The following is a 15,214-nucleotide window of genomic DNA, read 5'->3' as shown; positions in this document are numbered from 1 at the left end:
GCTGAGCGCGTCGAGGAGGTCTGCCGTACGGATCGCTGAGCTGAGCGCGTGGGGGAGGTCTGCCGTACGGACTGCTGAGCTGAGTGCGTCGAGGAGGTCTGCCGTACGGATCGCCGGGCCGGGAATGCCGACTGGTCCGCCCGCTCAGACCAGGTCGAGGGCGTCGTCCAGCTTGAGACGCGTGCCCTCCTCGTACGCGGCGGTGAACGCCTCCTCGCCGAGCGCCTCGCGGGCCCGGGCCGTGGCGCGCGCGATGTCGTCCCGCTCCGACGGACCGGCGGGCACCTGGATGGACTCGCGGGACGCGGCGGCCAGCCCGAGCAGCCGCGCGGCCCGCCCGGCCGCGTCCGCCCCGGCGCCCCCGGCGGTCTCGGAGGCCCTGGCGGTCCCGGTGGCTGCGGCGGTCTCGGCGGTCCCGGTGGCTGCGGCGGTCTCCGCGGTCTCGGCGGCCCTGGCGGCGCCGGTGGCTGCGGCGACTGCGGCGGCGGCCGCGCCCTCCACGGCGAGCGTCGCCGTCCCGGGATCGCCGATGCGCTGGGCGGCGATCAGCGCCTCCCGGTGCAGTTCCCGGGCCGCCGCCGGGTCGCCGCGCAGCTCGGTGAGGAAGCCGAGCTCGATGAGCACGGTCGGCAGGTGCAGCGAGGGCTCGGCCTCCGGATCCCTGGGCACGCCCTCCAGCAGGTGGAGCAGGTGCGTTTCCGCCAGATCCAGGCGGCCGGCACGGCGGGCGGAGAAGGCCAGGACCATCTCGGCCATGACCATGCCCTCCCGGTAGCCCTGCGCGGCGGCCAGCCTCCCGGCCCGCTCGGAGAACTCCATGGCCCGCTCGTACGCGCCGGCCTGCAGGGAGGTCCATCCCAGCCAGCCCGTGTGCCGCGCCACGTCGGACCACAGTCCCAGGTCCTCGGCCAGACGCAGGCCCTCGCCGAACAGCCGCATGGCCCGTTCGCCGTCGCCGGTCGTCTCCGCCAGCCCGGCCAGCCACTCCGTGGCCTGCAGCTGCCCCCAGCGGTCGCCGAGCGACGCGAACAGCCGGGCGCTCTCGTCGGCGTCGCGCTCCAGCGTCCGATAGTCCCGCCGGGTGAAGGACTCGCGGGCCCGCCTGCTCAGCGCGGCTGCGATGCCCCACCGGTCGCCGATCCCGCGGAACGTGGCCAGCGCCCGGTCCACCAGCTCCTGGCCGGTGGGCAGATCGGGCACGGCCATGGAGACGAACAGCCCGGCCCTGGCCTTCTGCCCGGGGTCGCGGAGCCTGTCCAGCACCGGCTCCCAGTCGATCTCCTCGCCCAGCATCATCGCGAACCCGGCGTGCCAGGCCGCCGCCCGGTCGCGCCCGTCGCCGACTGCCACGCCCGCGGTGTCACCGGCCACGCCCGCGGTGTCACCGGCCACGCCCGCGGTGTCACCGGCCACGCCCGCGGTGTCACCGGCCACGCCCGCGGCGTCGCCGGCCATGACCGCGGCGTCGCCGGGCGCGTCCGGTGTCCCGTCGCGGTCCGTCCCGTCGCGGTCCGTCCTGTCGCGGTCCGTCTTGTCGCGGTCCGTCTTGTCGCGGTCCGTCTTGTCGCGGTCCGTCTTGTCGCGGTCCGTCTTGTCGCGGTCCGTCCCGGCCGCGGCCAGCGCGGCCTCCAGCTCCCGCTTGCCCTCCGCCAGCCGGCCGCGCAGGAACCAGTACCACGCCAGCGCGTTCACCATCGTCAGCGCGTCCGGCCGCCCGGCCGCCGTGTCGAGTGCCGTACGCAGGTTGGCGGCCTCCGCGTCCAGACGCAGCAGCCATTCCCGCTGCTCGTGCCCGTACAGCCGGGGCTCCGCCGTCACGGCCAGCTCCAGGTAGTGCCGCAGGTGCGCGTCACGCGCCGAAGCCAGCTCGCCCGCTTCGGACAACCGCCGCAGGCAGTACTCCGCCACCGACTCCAGCAGCCGGTAGCGCACGCCCGCCGCGCCTTCGACCATCACCACGAGCGAGCGGTCGACCAGCCTGGCCAGCAGGTCGAGCACGTCGAGCCCGTCCTCGCCGCACACCGACTCGGCCGCCTCCAGCGTGCAGCCGTCGCGGTGGACGGCCAGCCGCCGCAGCACCCGGCGCTCCTCGTCCGTCAGCAGCTCCCAGCTCCAGTCGATCACCGCCGTCAGCGTCTGCTGGCGCGGCGGCGCGCCCCGCTGACCGGAGGCCAGCAGCCGGAACCTGTCGTCGAGCCTGGCCGCCACGCCCTGGACGCCGAGCGCCCGCACCCGCGTCGCCGCCAGCTCCAGCGCGAGCGGGATCCCGTCCAGCCGCCGGCAGATCTGGGCGACGGCCTGCGCGTTGCCCGCCTCCAGCGCGAACCCGCGCGCGGAGGCCGCGGCCCGCGCCACGAACAGCCTGACGGCGTCCGACCTGGCCATGGCCGTCAGGTCCACGCTGGTGGGCAGGTCCAGCGGCGGAACGCCCCACAGCACCTCGCCGTCCACGGCCAGCGGCTCCCTGCTGGTCGCCAGGACGCGCAGCCCCGGTACGGCCCGCAGCAGCAGCTCGGCCAGCTCGGCGACCTGCTCGACGAGATGCTCGCAGTTGTCCAGCACGAGCAGGAGCCGCCTGGAGCGCAGCGCGTCCGCCAGCCGGTCGGCGGGCGTGGCCGGGCCCGCGTCCTCCTTGATGTCGAGCGCCGCCATGACGGCCTCGGCCGGCGAGCGGGTCCCGTGGTCCAGCTCCACCAGCCAGGCGCCGTCCTCGAAGGAGTCCGCCAGCCGGGCGGCCGCCGCCAGCGCCAGCCGGGTCTTGCCGACGCCGCCGGGGCCGGTGAGCGTGACCAGCCGTTCGTCCCCGGCCAGCGAGCAGATCTCGGCCAGGGCCCCGTCCCGTCCGATCAGCTTGCTGACGGCGGCGGGCAGGTTCGTGACGGGCCGCTCGGCCGGGACGCTCAGCGCCGGATCCTGCCCGAGGATGGCCTGGTACAGCGCGGCCAGCTCGGGGCCGGGATCGAGGCCCAGCTCCTCGGCCAGGCGCTCGCGGAGCTCGGTGTAGCCGGCCAGGGCCTCGCTCTGGCGTCCCGCCCGGTACAGGGCGCGCATGTGGACGGCGCGCAGCCGCTCCCTGAGCGGATGCCTGGCCACCAGGTCGCCCAGCTCGCCCACGAGCAACCCGTGCTCGCCCAGCTCCAGCCGGGCCTCGGCGCGCTGTTCGAGCGCGGACAGCCGCTGCTCCTCCAGCCGTACGATCGCCGACCTGGTGTACTCCTCGTCGGCGAAGTCGGCGAAGGCCGGCCCCCGCCACAACGCCAGCGCGTCGCCCAGCAACTCCGCCCTGGTCCGCGGGCTGTCGGCCGCCTCGGCCCGTGACAGCAGGTCGGCGAAGCGCACCGCGTCCACCGCGCCGGGGTCGGGGCGCAGCAGGTAGCCGGGGGAGCGGGAGACGATCAGGTTCTTCCCGCCCGGCTCGGCGTCCTCCAGCGTCTTGCGCAGCTGGGAGACGCGCACCTGCAGCGCGCCGGCCGGATTGCCCGGCGGCTCCTCGCCCCACAGGTCGTCGACCAGCCGGTCGGCCGAGACGGGATGCCCCTCGTGTACGAGCAGGTCGGCGAGTAACGCGCGCACCTTCAGCCCGGGGATGACGACGGGGTCTCCCGCGTCGGTCCAGACGGCCAGTGGTCCCAGCACCCCAAAACGCATGCTCGTCACCTTATGGGTGGGCATAAGCGCGCGAGAAGAACACCTGAAGGCCGCTCCCGCATCGTGGTGGAAACACGAGGGGAGACCGGGATGAACACCACAATGGAGACGAAAGTCACGGAGACGGGCACCGCCGCGCGTGCGGGGCGGCGGGAATGGACCGGACTGGCCGTCCTGGCCTCCGTCCCCCTGCTGCTGTCCATCGACGGCAGCGTGCTCTACCTGGCGATGCCGCGCCTCAGCGCCGACCTGGGCGCCTCCGCTCCGCAGCAGTTGTGGATCATGGATGTCTACTCGTTCATGCTGGCCGGGTTCCTGGTGACGATGGGGACGCTCGGGGACAGGGTCGGCCAGCGCCGGCTGCTGACGATCAGTGCGACGGCCTTCGGCGCGGCCTCGGTGCTCGCGGCCTTCTCGGTCAGCGCCGAGATGCTCATCGCCGCCCGGGTGCTGCTCGGCGTCGCGGGCGCGGCGCTGATGCCGTCCTCGATGGCGCTGGTACGGAACATGTTCACGGACGCCAAGCAGCTGGGCTCCGCCATCGGGCTCTGGTACGGCTGCTTCATGCTGGGCATGGCGATCGGCCCGCTGGTGGGCGGCCTGCTGCTCGAGCGGTTCCGGTGGGGCTCGGTGTTCCTGATGGGGGTGCCGTTCATGGCGCTGCTGCTGGCCGCCGGGCGGTCGCTGCTGCCCGAGTGCCGCGATCCGCGGGCCGGGCGGCTCGACCCGGTCAGCGTGGGACTGTCGCTGATCACCATTCTGCCGGTCGTGTACGGGCTCAAGGAGGTCGCGCGGGGCGGCTGGCAGCCGGTGCCGGTGGCGGCCGTCGCGGCGGGGCTGGCGTTCGGGGCGGTGTTCGTCGGACGGCAGCGCCGGCTGGCGAACCCGCTGCTGGACCTGCGCCTGTTCGGCAACCGCGCCTTCGCGGCCACGCTCGGGATCATGTCGCTCGGCGGGATCGTGATGGCCGGCACCACGCTGATGACCACCCAGTACCTGCAGACGGTGCAGGCGCTGTCGCCGCTGGAGGCCGGGCTGTGGCTGATCCCGCAGAACCTGGCGATGATCGTCGCGCTGACCCTGGCGCCCGCGCTGGCCCGCAGGATCGGCACGGCGTACGTGATGGCGGCCGGACTGGCGCTGGGCACGGTGGGGTTGTTCCTGCACACGCAGGTGCCGAGCGTGGGCGGGACCGGGCTGGTCGTGGCGGGGCTCGTCCTGGCCTCGGCGGGCATCGCGCTGCCGATGGGCGTGGGCAGCGGTGTGATCATGACGGCCGCCCCCGCGGAGAAGGCCGGGGCCGCGGCGTCGTTGTCGGAGACGAGCGGCGAGTTCGGGGTCGCGGTGGGCGTGGCGGCGCTGGGGAGCCTGGGCACCGCGATCTACCGGGACCGGCTCCCCGAGCACCTGCCGGTGGAGGAGGCCCGCGAGAGCATCACGGTCGCGGTGAGCGCGGCGGGCGACCTGCCCTGGGTGCTCGAGCAGGCGCGGGCGGCGTTCACCGCCGGGCTCAACACGGTGGGGGCGGTCAGCGCGGTCGTCTTCGCCGGGCTCGCGATCGCGGCGGTCGCGATGCTGCGCCGCCACAACACCCCGGCCGCCTGACACGCCCCTGCCGGTAGAGTCACGACACCCCGGCCGCCTGACACGCCCCTCCCGGGCCCGCCGATTCTCGATTGCGGAGTGGAATCGGGTGGCACACCATAGGCGTTGTACTCGTGCCCACTCTTCAACACGGGCCACACCGGGCATTCTTAAGGGTGATCCTTGGGAATGACAGGGCCGACTACCAGAGGACTAACCCACACCGTGACAGCAACCGAAAGATCCGTCCAGCTCGTGAGGATCGCCGCAGAGGCGGCCGCGGACAAGCTGGCCGACGACATCCTCGCCTACGACGTGAGCGATCAGCTCGTCATCACCGACGCCTTCCTTCTCTGCTCCGCCACCAACGACCGTCAGGTCCGCGCCATCGTCGACGAGATCGAGGACCGGCTGCGGATCGAGGCCGACGCCAAGCCCGTCCGCCGTGAGGGCGAGCGCGAGGGCAGGTGGGTCCTCCTGGACTACGTCGACATCGTCGTCCACGTCCAGCACGAAGAGGACCGCACCTTCTACGCCCTGGAGCGCCTGTGGAAGGACTGCCCCTCCATCTCCCTGCCCGACAGCGTGACCCAGGTCGCCGCGCAGCGCGCCCGGACGTCCGCTCCGGGGGACACTCAGTGAGGAGAGGACAGGACGGGACCGCGGACGGCGGTCCGGTGAGCGCCGCCGTCCCGGCGCCCGGCGAGGGCCCCCGCGAGGGCGGAGCATGAGCCGCCGCGTCCTGTGCCTGCGGCACGGGCAGACGTTGTGGAACGTCGAGCGCCGTTTCCAGGGGCACACCGACATCCCGCTCGACGAGACCGGCCTGGCCCAGGCGGCCCGCGCCGCCTCGATGCTCGCCACGCTCCGTCCCGAGCTCATCGTCTCCTCCAATCTCCAGCGGGCCGCCGGCACCGCACAGGCGCTGGCCCGCCTCACCGGCCTCGACGTGGCCGTGGACGAGGACCTGCGCGAGCGCGGCGGCGGTGAGTGGGAGGGCCTGACCCGCGAGGAGATCGCCTCGGGCTGGCCCCGCGAGTTCGCCGCCTGGGAGGCCCCCGGGGGTGAGGACGTCGGCGACGTCGCCAAGCGGGTCTCGGCGGCGGTGCGCCGCTGGGCCGAGCAGGTCGGCCCCGACGGGCTGCTGGTCGTGGTCTCCCACGGCGCCGCGATCCGGCTCGGCATCGCCATGCTGATGGGCCTGCCCCAGCAGCACTGGCCCGCCCTGGGCAGCCTGGGCAACTGCTCCTGGTCCGTGCTGGAGGAGGGGCGCAAGGGCTGGCGCCTGCTGGAGCACAACGCCGGCACCCTGCCGGAGCCGGTCCAGAGCGACGACGACCCCGAGGCCGCCCCGGCCTGACCGCGCGCACGGCTCGCATCCCCGGGTGACGGGCGCGGGCCGTACGGTCGCCGATTAGGTGAACGGGCGGTTGTGCCTATATGCTTCCGGAGCGCCGCAACGAGAGCACTCGGAGCGGTGACCAGGGGCTATGGCGCAGTTGGTAGCGCGCTTCCATGGCATGGAAGAGGTCTGGGGTTCGAATCCCCATAGCTCCACTCCGGCTGTTCCCGCGGACGGCCTGATGGATGTCGACGAGATCCCGTCCGATCACCTCGATCGGACGGGATCTCGTCGTTTTCCGGTCACCCCCCGGCCCGCCGGGAGAACCGCGGGGCGGCCTCGCCGTCGAGGCGGCCCGGCGGCAGGCGCCGTCCGCACAGGACGAGCAGGAGGTCCTGCGCGAGGCCGCGGACCGGTGCCCCCGTACCGTGACTCCAGTCGAGGTCGGTCGCCCGCAGCGCGACCCCCGTCAGATCGGTCCCGAAGAAGGCGAGGTTCTTCGGCCGCATCCCGGCCAGCACCACGGCGACCCGCTCCGGGGGGACCAGGCGGTCGAGGCCCAGCCCCACCGTGATGTCGAGTCCGTGGATGACGTCGTGCGAGAGCGCCCCCCGGACGCCTCCGCCGGGAGGGGTCCAGGGGTGCGCGACGTTGTCCCGCAGCGAGGCCAGCAGCTTCTCGGGCGGCAACTCGGCGGCGTCGCGGCGCGCGCACCGGTCGGCCATGCGATTGATGTCTCCGCGGGCCTTCACCAGCTCCGCCAACGTCCGCCGGAGCGAGGTCCGGAAGGGCATCGTCGTGTGGGCCACCACCTCGCGCACCCGCCAGCCGTCGCACAGCGTGGGCGCGTCCCACTGCTCCGGCCGGAGGCCGGCGAGCAGGTCCGCCTGCTCGCGGCGTTCCGCCGCCACCTCGGCCCGGAGAAGGTCTTCGGTCATCACATGCCTCCTGTCCGGCGCACAGACCGCTGTGCGCCCTCCACCTGGGTACGGGCGCGGAGCCGGAAACTCATCGGTGGGGCGGGAACTCATCGGTGGGGCGGGAACCCGTCGGTCGCCGCCGTGATGTGTCGGCGGTGACGCGTAGGGTCGGGGCGTGGTGGAGACAGCGGTCGGCGAAGCGGCCCGGTTCGAGCCGTTCCGGGGTGAACTGGTCGGTTACTGTTACCGGTTGCTCGGGTCCGGGTTCGAGGCCGAGGACGCCGTTCAGGAAACGCTCCTGCGGGCCTGGCGGTCGTCCGGCCGCTACGACGAGCGGCGGGCCTCGCCGCGGACGTGGCTCTACAGCATCGCCACCAACGTCTGCCTCGACATGCTGCGCAGCGCGCAGCGCCGGGCGCTGGCCATGGATCTCAGCCGGGCGGCGGACGCCGGGGCGGACATCGGCGCGCCGCTCCCGGAGGGGGCGTGGGTCCAGCCGGTTCCGGACGGCCTCGTGCTGCCCGCGGACGGCGATCCGGAGGAGACGGCCGTGCGGCGCGAGACGATCCGCCTGGCGTTCATCGCCGCGCTCCAGCACCTGCCGCCCCGGCAGCGGGCCGTGCTGATCCTGCGCGATGTCCTGGCCTGGAAGGCCGAGGAGGTGGCGCACCTGCTGGAGACCACCGTCGCGTCGGTGACCAGCGCGCTGCAGCGGGCGAGGGCGACGCTCAGGGCGATCGACACCGTGCCGGGCGAGCCGTTCCGGCCGTCCGATCCGGCCCAGCGCGAGCTGCTCGCCCGTTACTGCGCCGCGTTCGAGCGCCACGACGTCGCCGCGCTCGTGGCCCTGCTGCACGAGGACGCCACGATGTCGATGCCTCCCTTCGCCTGGTGGCTCCGCGGCCGCGACCGGATCAGGCCGGCGCTGCTGGATCCGGAGGCGTCCTGCGCGGGCGCGCGCCTCGTCCCGGTCCCGGCGAACGGCTCGCCGGCGTTCTGGCAGCTGCGGCCCGGCCCCGACGGCGCCTACGCCCCCTTCGCGCTGGTCCTCCTCGACGTGTCCGAGGGGCTGATCGGCGGCATCACCACCTACCTCGACGCCGAGCGGCTGATCCCGCTCTTCGGCGCCCCGGTCGTCCCCCCTCCGGCAACGGAATGATCTATGGGATTGGCGATATGCCTATATAAATCGGGATAATCGGTGCCATGCGGTTCGGCGTTCTGGGCGCGGTGGAAGTGCGGGGTGCCGACGGCGAGGCGGTCGCGGTGGGCGGGCCCCGGGTCCGCGCGCTGCTCGCGATGCTGGCGGTCGAGGCCGGGCGGCTGGTCACCGCGGAACGCCTGATCTACGGCCTGTACGGCGACGAGCCGCCGGCCAACGCCGCCAACGCCCTCCAGTCGCAGGTCTCCCGGCTCCGTCAGCAGCTGCGGCGGGCCGGCGCGGTCGAGGGGCACCCGGCGGGCTACCGGCTCGTCGCGGCGGCCGAGGACGTCGACGCCCACCGGTTCGAGCGGCTGGCGCTCGCGGGACGGCGCGCCCTGGCCGCGGGCGACCCCGCGGACGCGGCGGCGCTCCTGCGGGACGCGCTCGGCCTGTGGCGGGGGCCGGCGTTCGCGGACGCAGGCGAGGCCCCGTTCGCGGAAGGGCACGCCGCGAGGCTGGAGGAGCTGCGCCTGGGCGCCGTCGAGGACCGGATCGAGGCCGAGCTGGCCATGGGCGAGCACCGGACGCTGGTCGGAGAGCTCCGGGACCTGGTGACCGCCCACCCGCTTCGGGAGCGGACGCGCGGGCAGCTCATGCGGGCGCTGTACGGCAGCGGCCGCCAGGCCGAGGCCCTGGCCGCCTACGAGGAGGCCCGGCAGGCCCTCGCCGAGGAACTCGGCGCGGATCCCGGGCCTGATCTCGCGGCCCTGCACCTGGCGATGCTCCGGGCCGACCCCTCGCTCGCCGCCCCCGCGGGCGGCGCGGGACGGGCGGCCGGGGTGCGCCCTGCGCCGGGTGATGCGGACCGGGCGGCCGAGGTGAGGTTTTCGCGGGGAGACGGGGAGCCGGTCGCCGGGACGAGCCCTTCGCCGGGTGATGCGGGCCGGGCGGCTGCGGCGGGCTCCGCGCCGGAAAGCGCGGAGCGGGTCGCGGAGACGGGGACCGCCCCGCTCACCCCGGGCACGCGTCCCGGCGCGGAGGGAGCCGGTGATCCGGGGGCCGAGGGCGGGACCGCGGTCGCGGGCGGCCCGCGTGCCGGACTCCCCGCGCAGCTCACGAGCTTCGTCGGGCGAGGAGAGGAACTGACGCGGGTCGGCGCCCTGCTCGACGGGGGAAGGCTCGTCACGCTCACCGGGCCCGGGGGAGCGGGCAAGACCCGGCTGGCGCTGGAGGCGGCGGGACGGGCGTCCGGCGAGGTCCGCTTCGCCGACCTGTCCGCGGTCACGGACGGGGCCGAGGTCCCCCAGACGGTGCTCGGCGCGCTCGGCCTGCGGGAGGCCGGAATCGCGCCGCCGATGCCCGGCCGCCCCACCCCGGATGCCGTCGAGCGGATGGTGGCGGCGCTCACCGGCCGGGAGGCCCTGCTCATACTGGACAACTGCGAGCACGTGGTCGACGCCGCCGCCGCGCTCGCCGCCCGGCTGCTGGGCGCCTGCCCCCGGCTGAGGATCCTGGCCACCAGCCGGGAAGCGCTCGGCATCACCGGTGAGAACCTCTACCCGCTCGCCTCCCTGCGGCTGCCGCCTCCCGGGGCGTCCCCGCAGGACGCGCTCGGTTATCCCGCGGTGCGGCTGTTCGTCGACCGGGCGACGGCGGTCCGGCCGGACTTCGTCCTGCGCGGCGCCGACGCCGGGACCGCGGTGCGCATCTGCCGGGCACTGGACGGCCTGCCGCTGGCCATCGAGCTGGCCGCGGCCCGGCTGCGCTCGCTGACCCTGACCGAGGTCGCCGCCCGGCTCGACGACCGCTTCGGACTGCTCTCACGCGGCAGCCGCACCGCCCAGCCGCGCCACCGCACCTTGCGCGCGGTGGTGGAGTGGAGCTGGGAACTGCTGGACGAGGCCGAGCGCGGGCTGGCGCGGCGATTGACGGTCTTCGCCGGTGGGGCCACGCTGGAGACGGCCACGGCGGTGTGCGCGGCCGGCGACGCCGACGACGCGGCCGGTCCCGGCGGCATCACCGGTCCGGATGGTGTGGCCGATTCGGACGGTGTGGACGGTTCCGGAGGCATGACCGGTCCGGATGGTGCGTCTGATCCCCATGGCATGGCCGACACCGATGACGTCTTGGCCTCGCTGGTGGACAAGTCGCTGGTGGAGGTGGCCGGGGGCCGGTACCGGATGCTGGAGACGATCCGCGCCTTCTGCGCCGGGCAGCTCGCCGCGGCCGGGGAGGCCGAGCGGCTGCGCCGGGCCCACGCCGACCACTTCCTCGCTCTGGCGCTGCGCGCCGGGCCGTACCTGCTCGGCGCCGAGCAACTGGAGTGGCTGGCCCGGCTGGACGCCGAGCGGGACAACCTGCACGCCGCGCTGCGCCGTACGGTCGAGGACGCCGACGTCGAGCGGGCGCTGCGCCTGCTCGCCGCGCTGATGCCGTACTGGTGGCTGCGCGGGTTGCGCAGCGAGGGCGCGGCGCTGGCCCGGGAGCTCGCCCGGCTGGTCGGCACGCGGGTCCCGGCGGGGCTGGAGGAGGAGTACGCCGTGTGCGTCCTCAGCATCGCCTCGAGCGGGTCCCGTGCCGAGTTCGACGACCATCTGCGCGTCGCCGTCGACGCCGTGCTCGCCGCCGGGCGACCGCCCCGGCAGCCGTTCGTGACCATGCTGTGGGGCATGGCCATGGGCGTCCCCGACGTCGACTCCCTGAACCCGGTGACCGATCACCGTTTCCTGGTCGGCTCGGACCCCTGGAGCCAGGCGCTCGGTCATGTCGGCGACGGGCTGGTTCTGCTGTACGGCGGGCAGGTCGGCGATGCCGAGCGGGAGCTGTCCACGGCGCTCGACGGGTTCCGCGCGGCCGGAGAGCGGTGGGGTCTCTCGGTGGCCCACGCCGAGCTGGCCAGGATCGCTGAGATGCGCGGCGACTTCGGCCGGGCCCTGGCCCTGGTCGATGAGAGCATCGCGGCCTCTCGCGAGCTGGGCGCGGATGACGACGTGGCGGAACGGCTGTGCCTGCGGGCGTCCCTGCGCGCGTGCACCGGCGACGACGAGGGCGCGCGCCGGGACGGCGAGCACGCGATGGAGATCGCCCGCGGGGCGGGGGCGGCGGACGCGCTCGCCCAGGCGGGGCGCGTCCTGGGCCGTCTGGCCCGGACCCGGGGCGATCTCGCCGAGGCGCGTCGATGGCTGGAGACGGCTCTGGCGGCGTGTCCGGAGGGCTGGTTCGGGTTCGAGGAGACCCGCGCTCTCATCATGATCGAGCTGGGGCTGACGGCGGAGGCCGGGGGAACCGCCGCCACCGCGCTGAGCTGGTACCGCAGGGCGCGGACCACGGCCGCCAGGCACCAGGACATGGGGATGCTGGCGACGCTGGCCGAGGCGCTCTCCGGCGTCGCGCTGCTGGACGGCGACGGGAATCGCGCGGCGCTGCTGCTCGGGGCGGGGACGGCGCTGCGCGGGACGGCGATCGTCGCGGACGCCGATGTGGCGCGGCTGACGGCGGCGGCCCGCGTCCGGCTCGGTGACGCGGTGTTCGAGAAGACCTTCGCGCGGGGCGCGTCGATGACCCGCGAGGAGGCCCTCGCCCTGCTCGGCGCGTAGCGCCGACCGCGACCCCGGTCTTCGCGACCGCGGCCCGCGCCCGAGAGCCGGGCATGCGAGGCGTTTTCGCCGTGATGCGGGCGCCCGGGATCGGCTAGGGAGTCCGGGCCGCGCGCGACCAGCGGGAACGGCCCAGCTTCCGGGCCGCGCCCGGCCACCGGTTGCGGACCAGTCTCCGGGTGGCGCGCGGCGTGCGGTCCCGGCGGTCGGTGCGGAACCACAGCTGCACTCTGGCGCCGCCGAGGGAGGAGCGGTCGACCCGCAGGTCGCCGCCGGAGGACTCGGCGAGCTGGCGGGCGATGTCCAGGCCCAGCCCGGTGGAGCCCGAGCCGCTGGCCCCGCGCCGCAGCGCCGCCTCGGGGTCCGGGATGCCGGGACCGCCGTCGGCGACCAGGATGCCGACCGTGCCGGCGCCCTGGTGCAGGGTCACGGTGAACGCCGCGCCCTGCGGGGTGTGCCGGAACACGTTGCCCAGCAGGGCGTCCAGCACCGCGCTCAGCTCGGTGGCCGCGACCGGGACCCGGACGGGCGCCTCCGCGCCGATCAGCTCCCACCGGCGGTGCTGGTCGTCGGCCAGGGCGGACCAGAAGGTCAGCCGCTCGCGCAGCACCTCGGCCGCGTCGCAGGAGACGAACTCCGGCGCGCGCGAGGGCTCCCGGGCCGCCGCGATGATCTGGTCCACCTCGGTCTCCAGCCGGCTGAGGGAGTGCCGGCTCTGCTCCGCCTCGGGCCCCAGGTGGTCGAGGCTGAGCCGGAGCGCGGTCAGCGGCGTGCGCAGCCGGTGCGACAGGTCGGCCGCCATCTCCCGCTCGGCGGCGAGCAGCTGGACCACGTGCTCGGCCATGGTGTTGAACGCCTCGCCGGCGGCGACCAGCTCGGGCGGGCCCTCCGGCTTGATGCGGACGGTGAGGTCCCCGGCGCCCAGCGCGCTCGCCGCCCGGCCCAGGCGGCGGGCCGAGCGCACCACCCGGATGCCGAGCCGGTCGGCGACCAGCACCGATCCGGCGACCAGCACCACCGCCACCCCGGTGAGGACGGCCCAGGAGGAGGTGACGCCCCGGGTGAGCTCCTGCGCGGGCACGAAGACCTCGATGACCACGGTCCGGTCGCCGTCCAGGGCGACCGGGCGCAGCAGGAGGTACCCGCTGTCGGTCTCGGCGGTGACGGCGCGGTTGAGCCGGGAGACAGCGGCCACGGTCTGGACGGGGGCGCGGGCGGTGCCGACCGTTCCGCCGCCCGGCAGGTGCAGGGCGATGCGGTCCTGCGCTCCGGTGCTGGCCAGGGCGTGCGGGAGCCGGTCCGGGTTCACGGTGATCGCCAGGACCGGGACGAGCGCGGACGCCTGCCGTTCGGCCTCGGTCATGGCCCTGGCCGTCGCGCCCTCCTTGACGAAGATCCCCAGGGGGACGAGGAAGGCCAGGGCGATCATCGACGCCCCGGCGAGCGCGAGCAGGGCGAGGGTCCGTCTCACGGCGGCGCCACCAGCATGACGCCGACCCCCCGGACGGTGTGGAGATACCTCGGGGCCGAGGCGCTCTCGCCGAGCTTGCGGCGCAGCCACGACAGATGCACGTCGATGGTCTGGTCGTCGCCGTAGGACTGCTTCCACACCTCGGTGAGCAGTTCCTTGCGGGAGACCACCCGGTCGGCCCGCGCGGCCAGGTACGCCAGCAGGTCGAACTCCCGGCGCGTCAGCGTGAGCGGTGCGCCGCTCACGGTGGCCTCACGCCGGTTCAGGTCCACCGCGAGCTCGCCCACGTGCAGCACCTGCGGCGGACTCGCGCTCCGCGCCCGCCGGAGCACCGCGTCCAGCCGGGCGTTCAGGTGGTCGCCGGAGAACGGCTTGACCAGGTAGTCGTCCGCCCCCGCCTCCAGCAGACGGACGATCTCCGCCTCGTTGTCCCGGGCCGTCGCCACGATGACCGGGACGTTCGAGACACTGCGGATCATCTTCAGCGCCTCCGACCCGTCCAGATCGGGCAGGCCGAGATCGAGGATCACCGCATCCGGAGGATTCTGGGTGATCTCCCGTAACGCGTCGAGAGCCCGCCCCGCGCTGCGCACGGCATGCTGGCGCCTGCTCAGTTCCTGGATGATCGCGGAGCGCACATACTCGTCGTCTTCCACCACGAGAACGGTCGCCATGAGAGGTAACCGTAGTGAATAAAGAGACATTTGGGGTAATAATTCACCGCATGCGGCAGACGCTTGGTTTCATCGCGGTGTGGTTCGGCGCTACGGTCATGGCGATCTCGATCGCCTGGTTCGGCGTCCGGGACGTGCTGCACAGCGGGGTCTTCGACGATGTGACGATCGGCCCCCTCGGCGCCGCGGACGGCAGGAACGGCGCCGCGCCGCCGCCCTCCTGGCCGCCGATCGACCCGGTGGAGCTCGTCGGCACGCCGACCTCCTCCTCGAGTCCGACGGGCACCGCCTCGCCCGATCCCGAGGCCACCCGGCCCGGGCCGCAGGGCACCGGCGGCCCCGCCACTCCCCGGCCCTCCTCCAGCCGGTCTTCCACCTCCGCCAAGTCGACCTCGGCTCCCACGCGGACCACCGTGGCCCCCAAGCCGGCCCAGACCACCGCCGGTCCCAAGGCGACCCAGACCGCCGCGGCCGCCAAGGCCACGCAGAGCACTCCCAGGCCGACCCAGACCACCGCCAGCCCCAAGGCCACGCAGACCAGTGCGGCTCCCAAGCCGACCCAGACCACCGCCAGCCCCAAGGCCACGCAGACCACGCAGGCGGCGACGTCCCAGAACGTGCGGGTGGTGCGGGTCAAGGGAGGGACGGTCTCCTTCACCATCCAGAACGGCGTCTGCCGGCTGGTCTCCGCCGCGCCCAACGCCGGTTACCAGACCAAGATCGCGCAGAACGACGGCTGGATCCGGGTGGACCTGGTCCAGGGCGACCACGGTTCGGCCGCCTTCTGCATCGGTCACGAGAACCGCACGGACTCCTGGGAGTACTGACCCGCGGA

10 protein-coding genes and 1 tRNA gene are annotated in these 15,214 nt (G+C 74.6%); 7 read left to right on the top strand and 4 right to left on the bottom strand.

Going from position 1 to position 15,214, the window contains the following annotated elements:
• Window positions 1-144: 144 nt before the first annotated feature.
• A complete protein-coding gene (locus tag Plo01_RS40570; RefSeq protein WP_239317276.1) occupies window positions 145-3,648 on the bottom strand; it encodes an AfsR/SARP family transcriptional regulator in 3,504 nt (1,167 codons plus the stop codon).
• 90 nt (window positions 3,649-3,738) lie between these two features.
• Between Plo01_RS40570 and Plo01_RS29095 the strand changes: the two genes are divergently transcribed.
• From Plo01_RS29095 to Plo01_RS29080, 4 genes are all read left to right on the top strand, one after another.
• A complete protein-coding gene (locus tag Plo01_RS29095; RefSeq protein ID WP_203893902.1) occupies window positions 3,739-5,253 on the top strand; it encodes an MFS transporter in 1,515 nt (504 codons plus the stop codon).
• 204 nt (window positions 5,254-5,457) lie between these two features.
• Entirely contained in the window at window positions 5,458-5,874 is a 417-nt protein-coding gene (rsfS, locus tag Plo01_RS29090) for a ribosome silencing factor (protein ID WP_203893901.1), read from the top strand.
• A gap of 85 nt (window positions 5,875-5,959) precedes the next feature.
• Window positions 5,960-6,592 carry a histidine phosphatase family protein gene (locus Plo01_RS29085; RefSeq protein ID WP_203893900.1) on the top strand — a complete coding sequence of 211 codons (633 nt, stop codon included), beginning with the start codon at window positions 5,960-5,962 and terminating at the stop codon, window positions 6,590-6,592.
• 124 nt (window positions 6,593-6,716) lie between these two features.
• A tRNA-Ala gene (locus Plo01_RS29080) sits at window positions 6,717-6,789 on the top strand.
• Between the two features lie 87 nt (window positions 6,790-6,876).
• On the opposite strand, the gene Plo01_RS29075 is transcribed toward Plo01_RS29080, so the two are convergent.
• Entirely contained in the window at window positions 6,877-7,512 is a 636-nt protein-coding gene (locus tag Plo01_RS29075; RefSeq protein WP_203893899.1) for a maleylpyruvate isomerase family mycothiol-dependent enzyme, read from the bottom strand.
• A 157-nt stretch (window positions 7,513-7,669) separates the two neighbouring features.
• Here Plo01_RS29075 and Plo01_RS29070 point away from each other — a divergent pair, with 157 nt between their 5' ends.
• Together Plo01_RS29070 and Plo01_RS40565 are read left to right on the top strand one after the other, a co-directional pair.
• On the top strand, window positions 7,670-8,653 hold the full coding sequence (locus Plo01_RS29070; protein ID WP_239317274.1) for a sigma-70 family RNA polymerase sigma factor: 984 nt from the start codon (window positions 7,670-7,672) through the stop codon (window positions 8,651-8,653).
• 47 nt (window positions 8,654-8,700) lie between these two features.
• Window positions 8,701-12,234 carry an AfsR/SARP family transcriptional regulator gene (locus tag Plo01_RS40565; protein ID WP_239317272.1) on the top strand — a complete coding sequence of 1,178 codons (3,534 nt, stop codon included), beginning with the start codon at window positions 8,701-8,703 and terminating at the stop codon, window positions 12,232-12,234.
• 94 nt (window positions 12,235-12,328) lie between these two features.
• Here Plo01_RS40565 and Plo01_RS29060 read toward each other — a convergent pair whose 3' ends face one another.
• Together Plo01_RS29060 and Plo01_RS29055 are read right to left on the bottom strand one after the other, a co-directional pair.
• Window positions 12,329-13,705, bottom strand: coding sequence for a sensor histidine kinase (locus Plo01_RS29060; RefSeq protein ID WP_203893898.1), 1,377 nt, complete (start codon window positions 13,703-13,705; stop codon window positions 12,329-12,331).
• Entirely contained in the window at window positions 13,702-14,379 is a 678-nt protein-coding gene (locus Plo01_RS29055) for a response regulator transcription factor (RefSeq protein WP_203893897.1), read from the bottom strand. Before Plo01_RS29055 ends, Plo01_RS29060 begins: the two co-directional genes overlap by 4 nt.
• 50 nt (window positions 14,380-14,429) lie before the next feature.
• Between Plo01_RS29055 and Plo01_RS29050 the strand changes: the two genes are divergently transcribed.
• Window positions 14,430-15,206, top strand: a complete 777-nt coding sequence (locus tag Plo01_RS29050; RefSeq protein ID WP_203893896.1) for a hypothetical protein — start codon at window positions 14,430-14,432, stop codon at window positions 15,204-15,206.
• The last annotated feature ends 8 nt before the right edge of the window (window positions 15,207-15,214 follow it).

This window comes from Planobispora longispora (genome assembly GCF_016863135.1).
Lineage (GTDB): Bacteria > Actinomycetota > Actinomycetes > Streptosporangiales > Streptosporangiaceae > Planobispora > Planobispora longispora.
The sequence above is the reverse complement of the archived record's forward strand: the minus strand, read 5'-3'. Positions and strand labels throughout refer to the sequence as shown.

Excerpts from the sequence above, each read along its gene's own strand:
- Plo01_RS29050 (WP_203893896.1), top strand. The coding sequence starts at position 14,430 with ATGCGGCAGACGCTTGGTTTCATCGCGGTGTGGTTCGGCGCTACGGTC.
- Plo01_RS29075 (WP_203893899.1), bottom strand. The coding sequence starts at position 7,512 with ATGACCGAAGACCTTCTCCGGGCCGAGGTGGCGGCGGAACGCCGCGAG.
- Plo01_RS29055 (WP_203893897.1), bottom strand. The coding sequence starts at position 14,379 with ATGGCGACCGTTCTCGTGGTGGAAGACGACGAGTATGTGCGCTCCGCG.
- Plo01_RS40565 (WP_239317272.1), top strand. The coding sequence starts at position 8,701 with ATGCGGTTCGGCGTTCTGGGCGCGGTGGAAGTGCGGGGTGCCGACGGC.
- Plo01_RS29095 (WP_203893902.1), top strand. The coding sequence starts at position 3,739 with ATGAACACCACAATGGAGACGAAAGTCACGGAGACGGGCACCGCCGCG.
- Plo01_RS40570 (WP_239317276.1), bottom strand. The coding sequence starts at position 3,648 with ATGCGTTTTGGGGTGCTGGGACCACTGGCCGTCTGGACCGACGCGGGA.
- Plo01_RS29085 (WP_203893900.1), top strand. The coding sequence starts at position 5,960 with ATGAGCCGCCGCGTCCTGTGCCTGCGGCACGGGCAGACGTTGTGGAAC.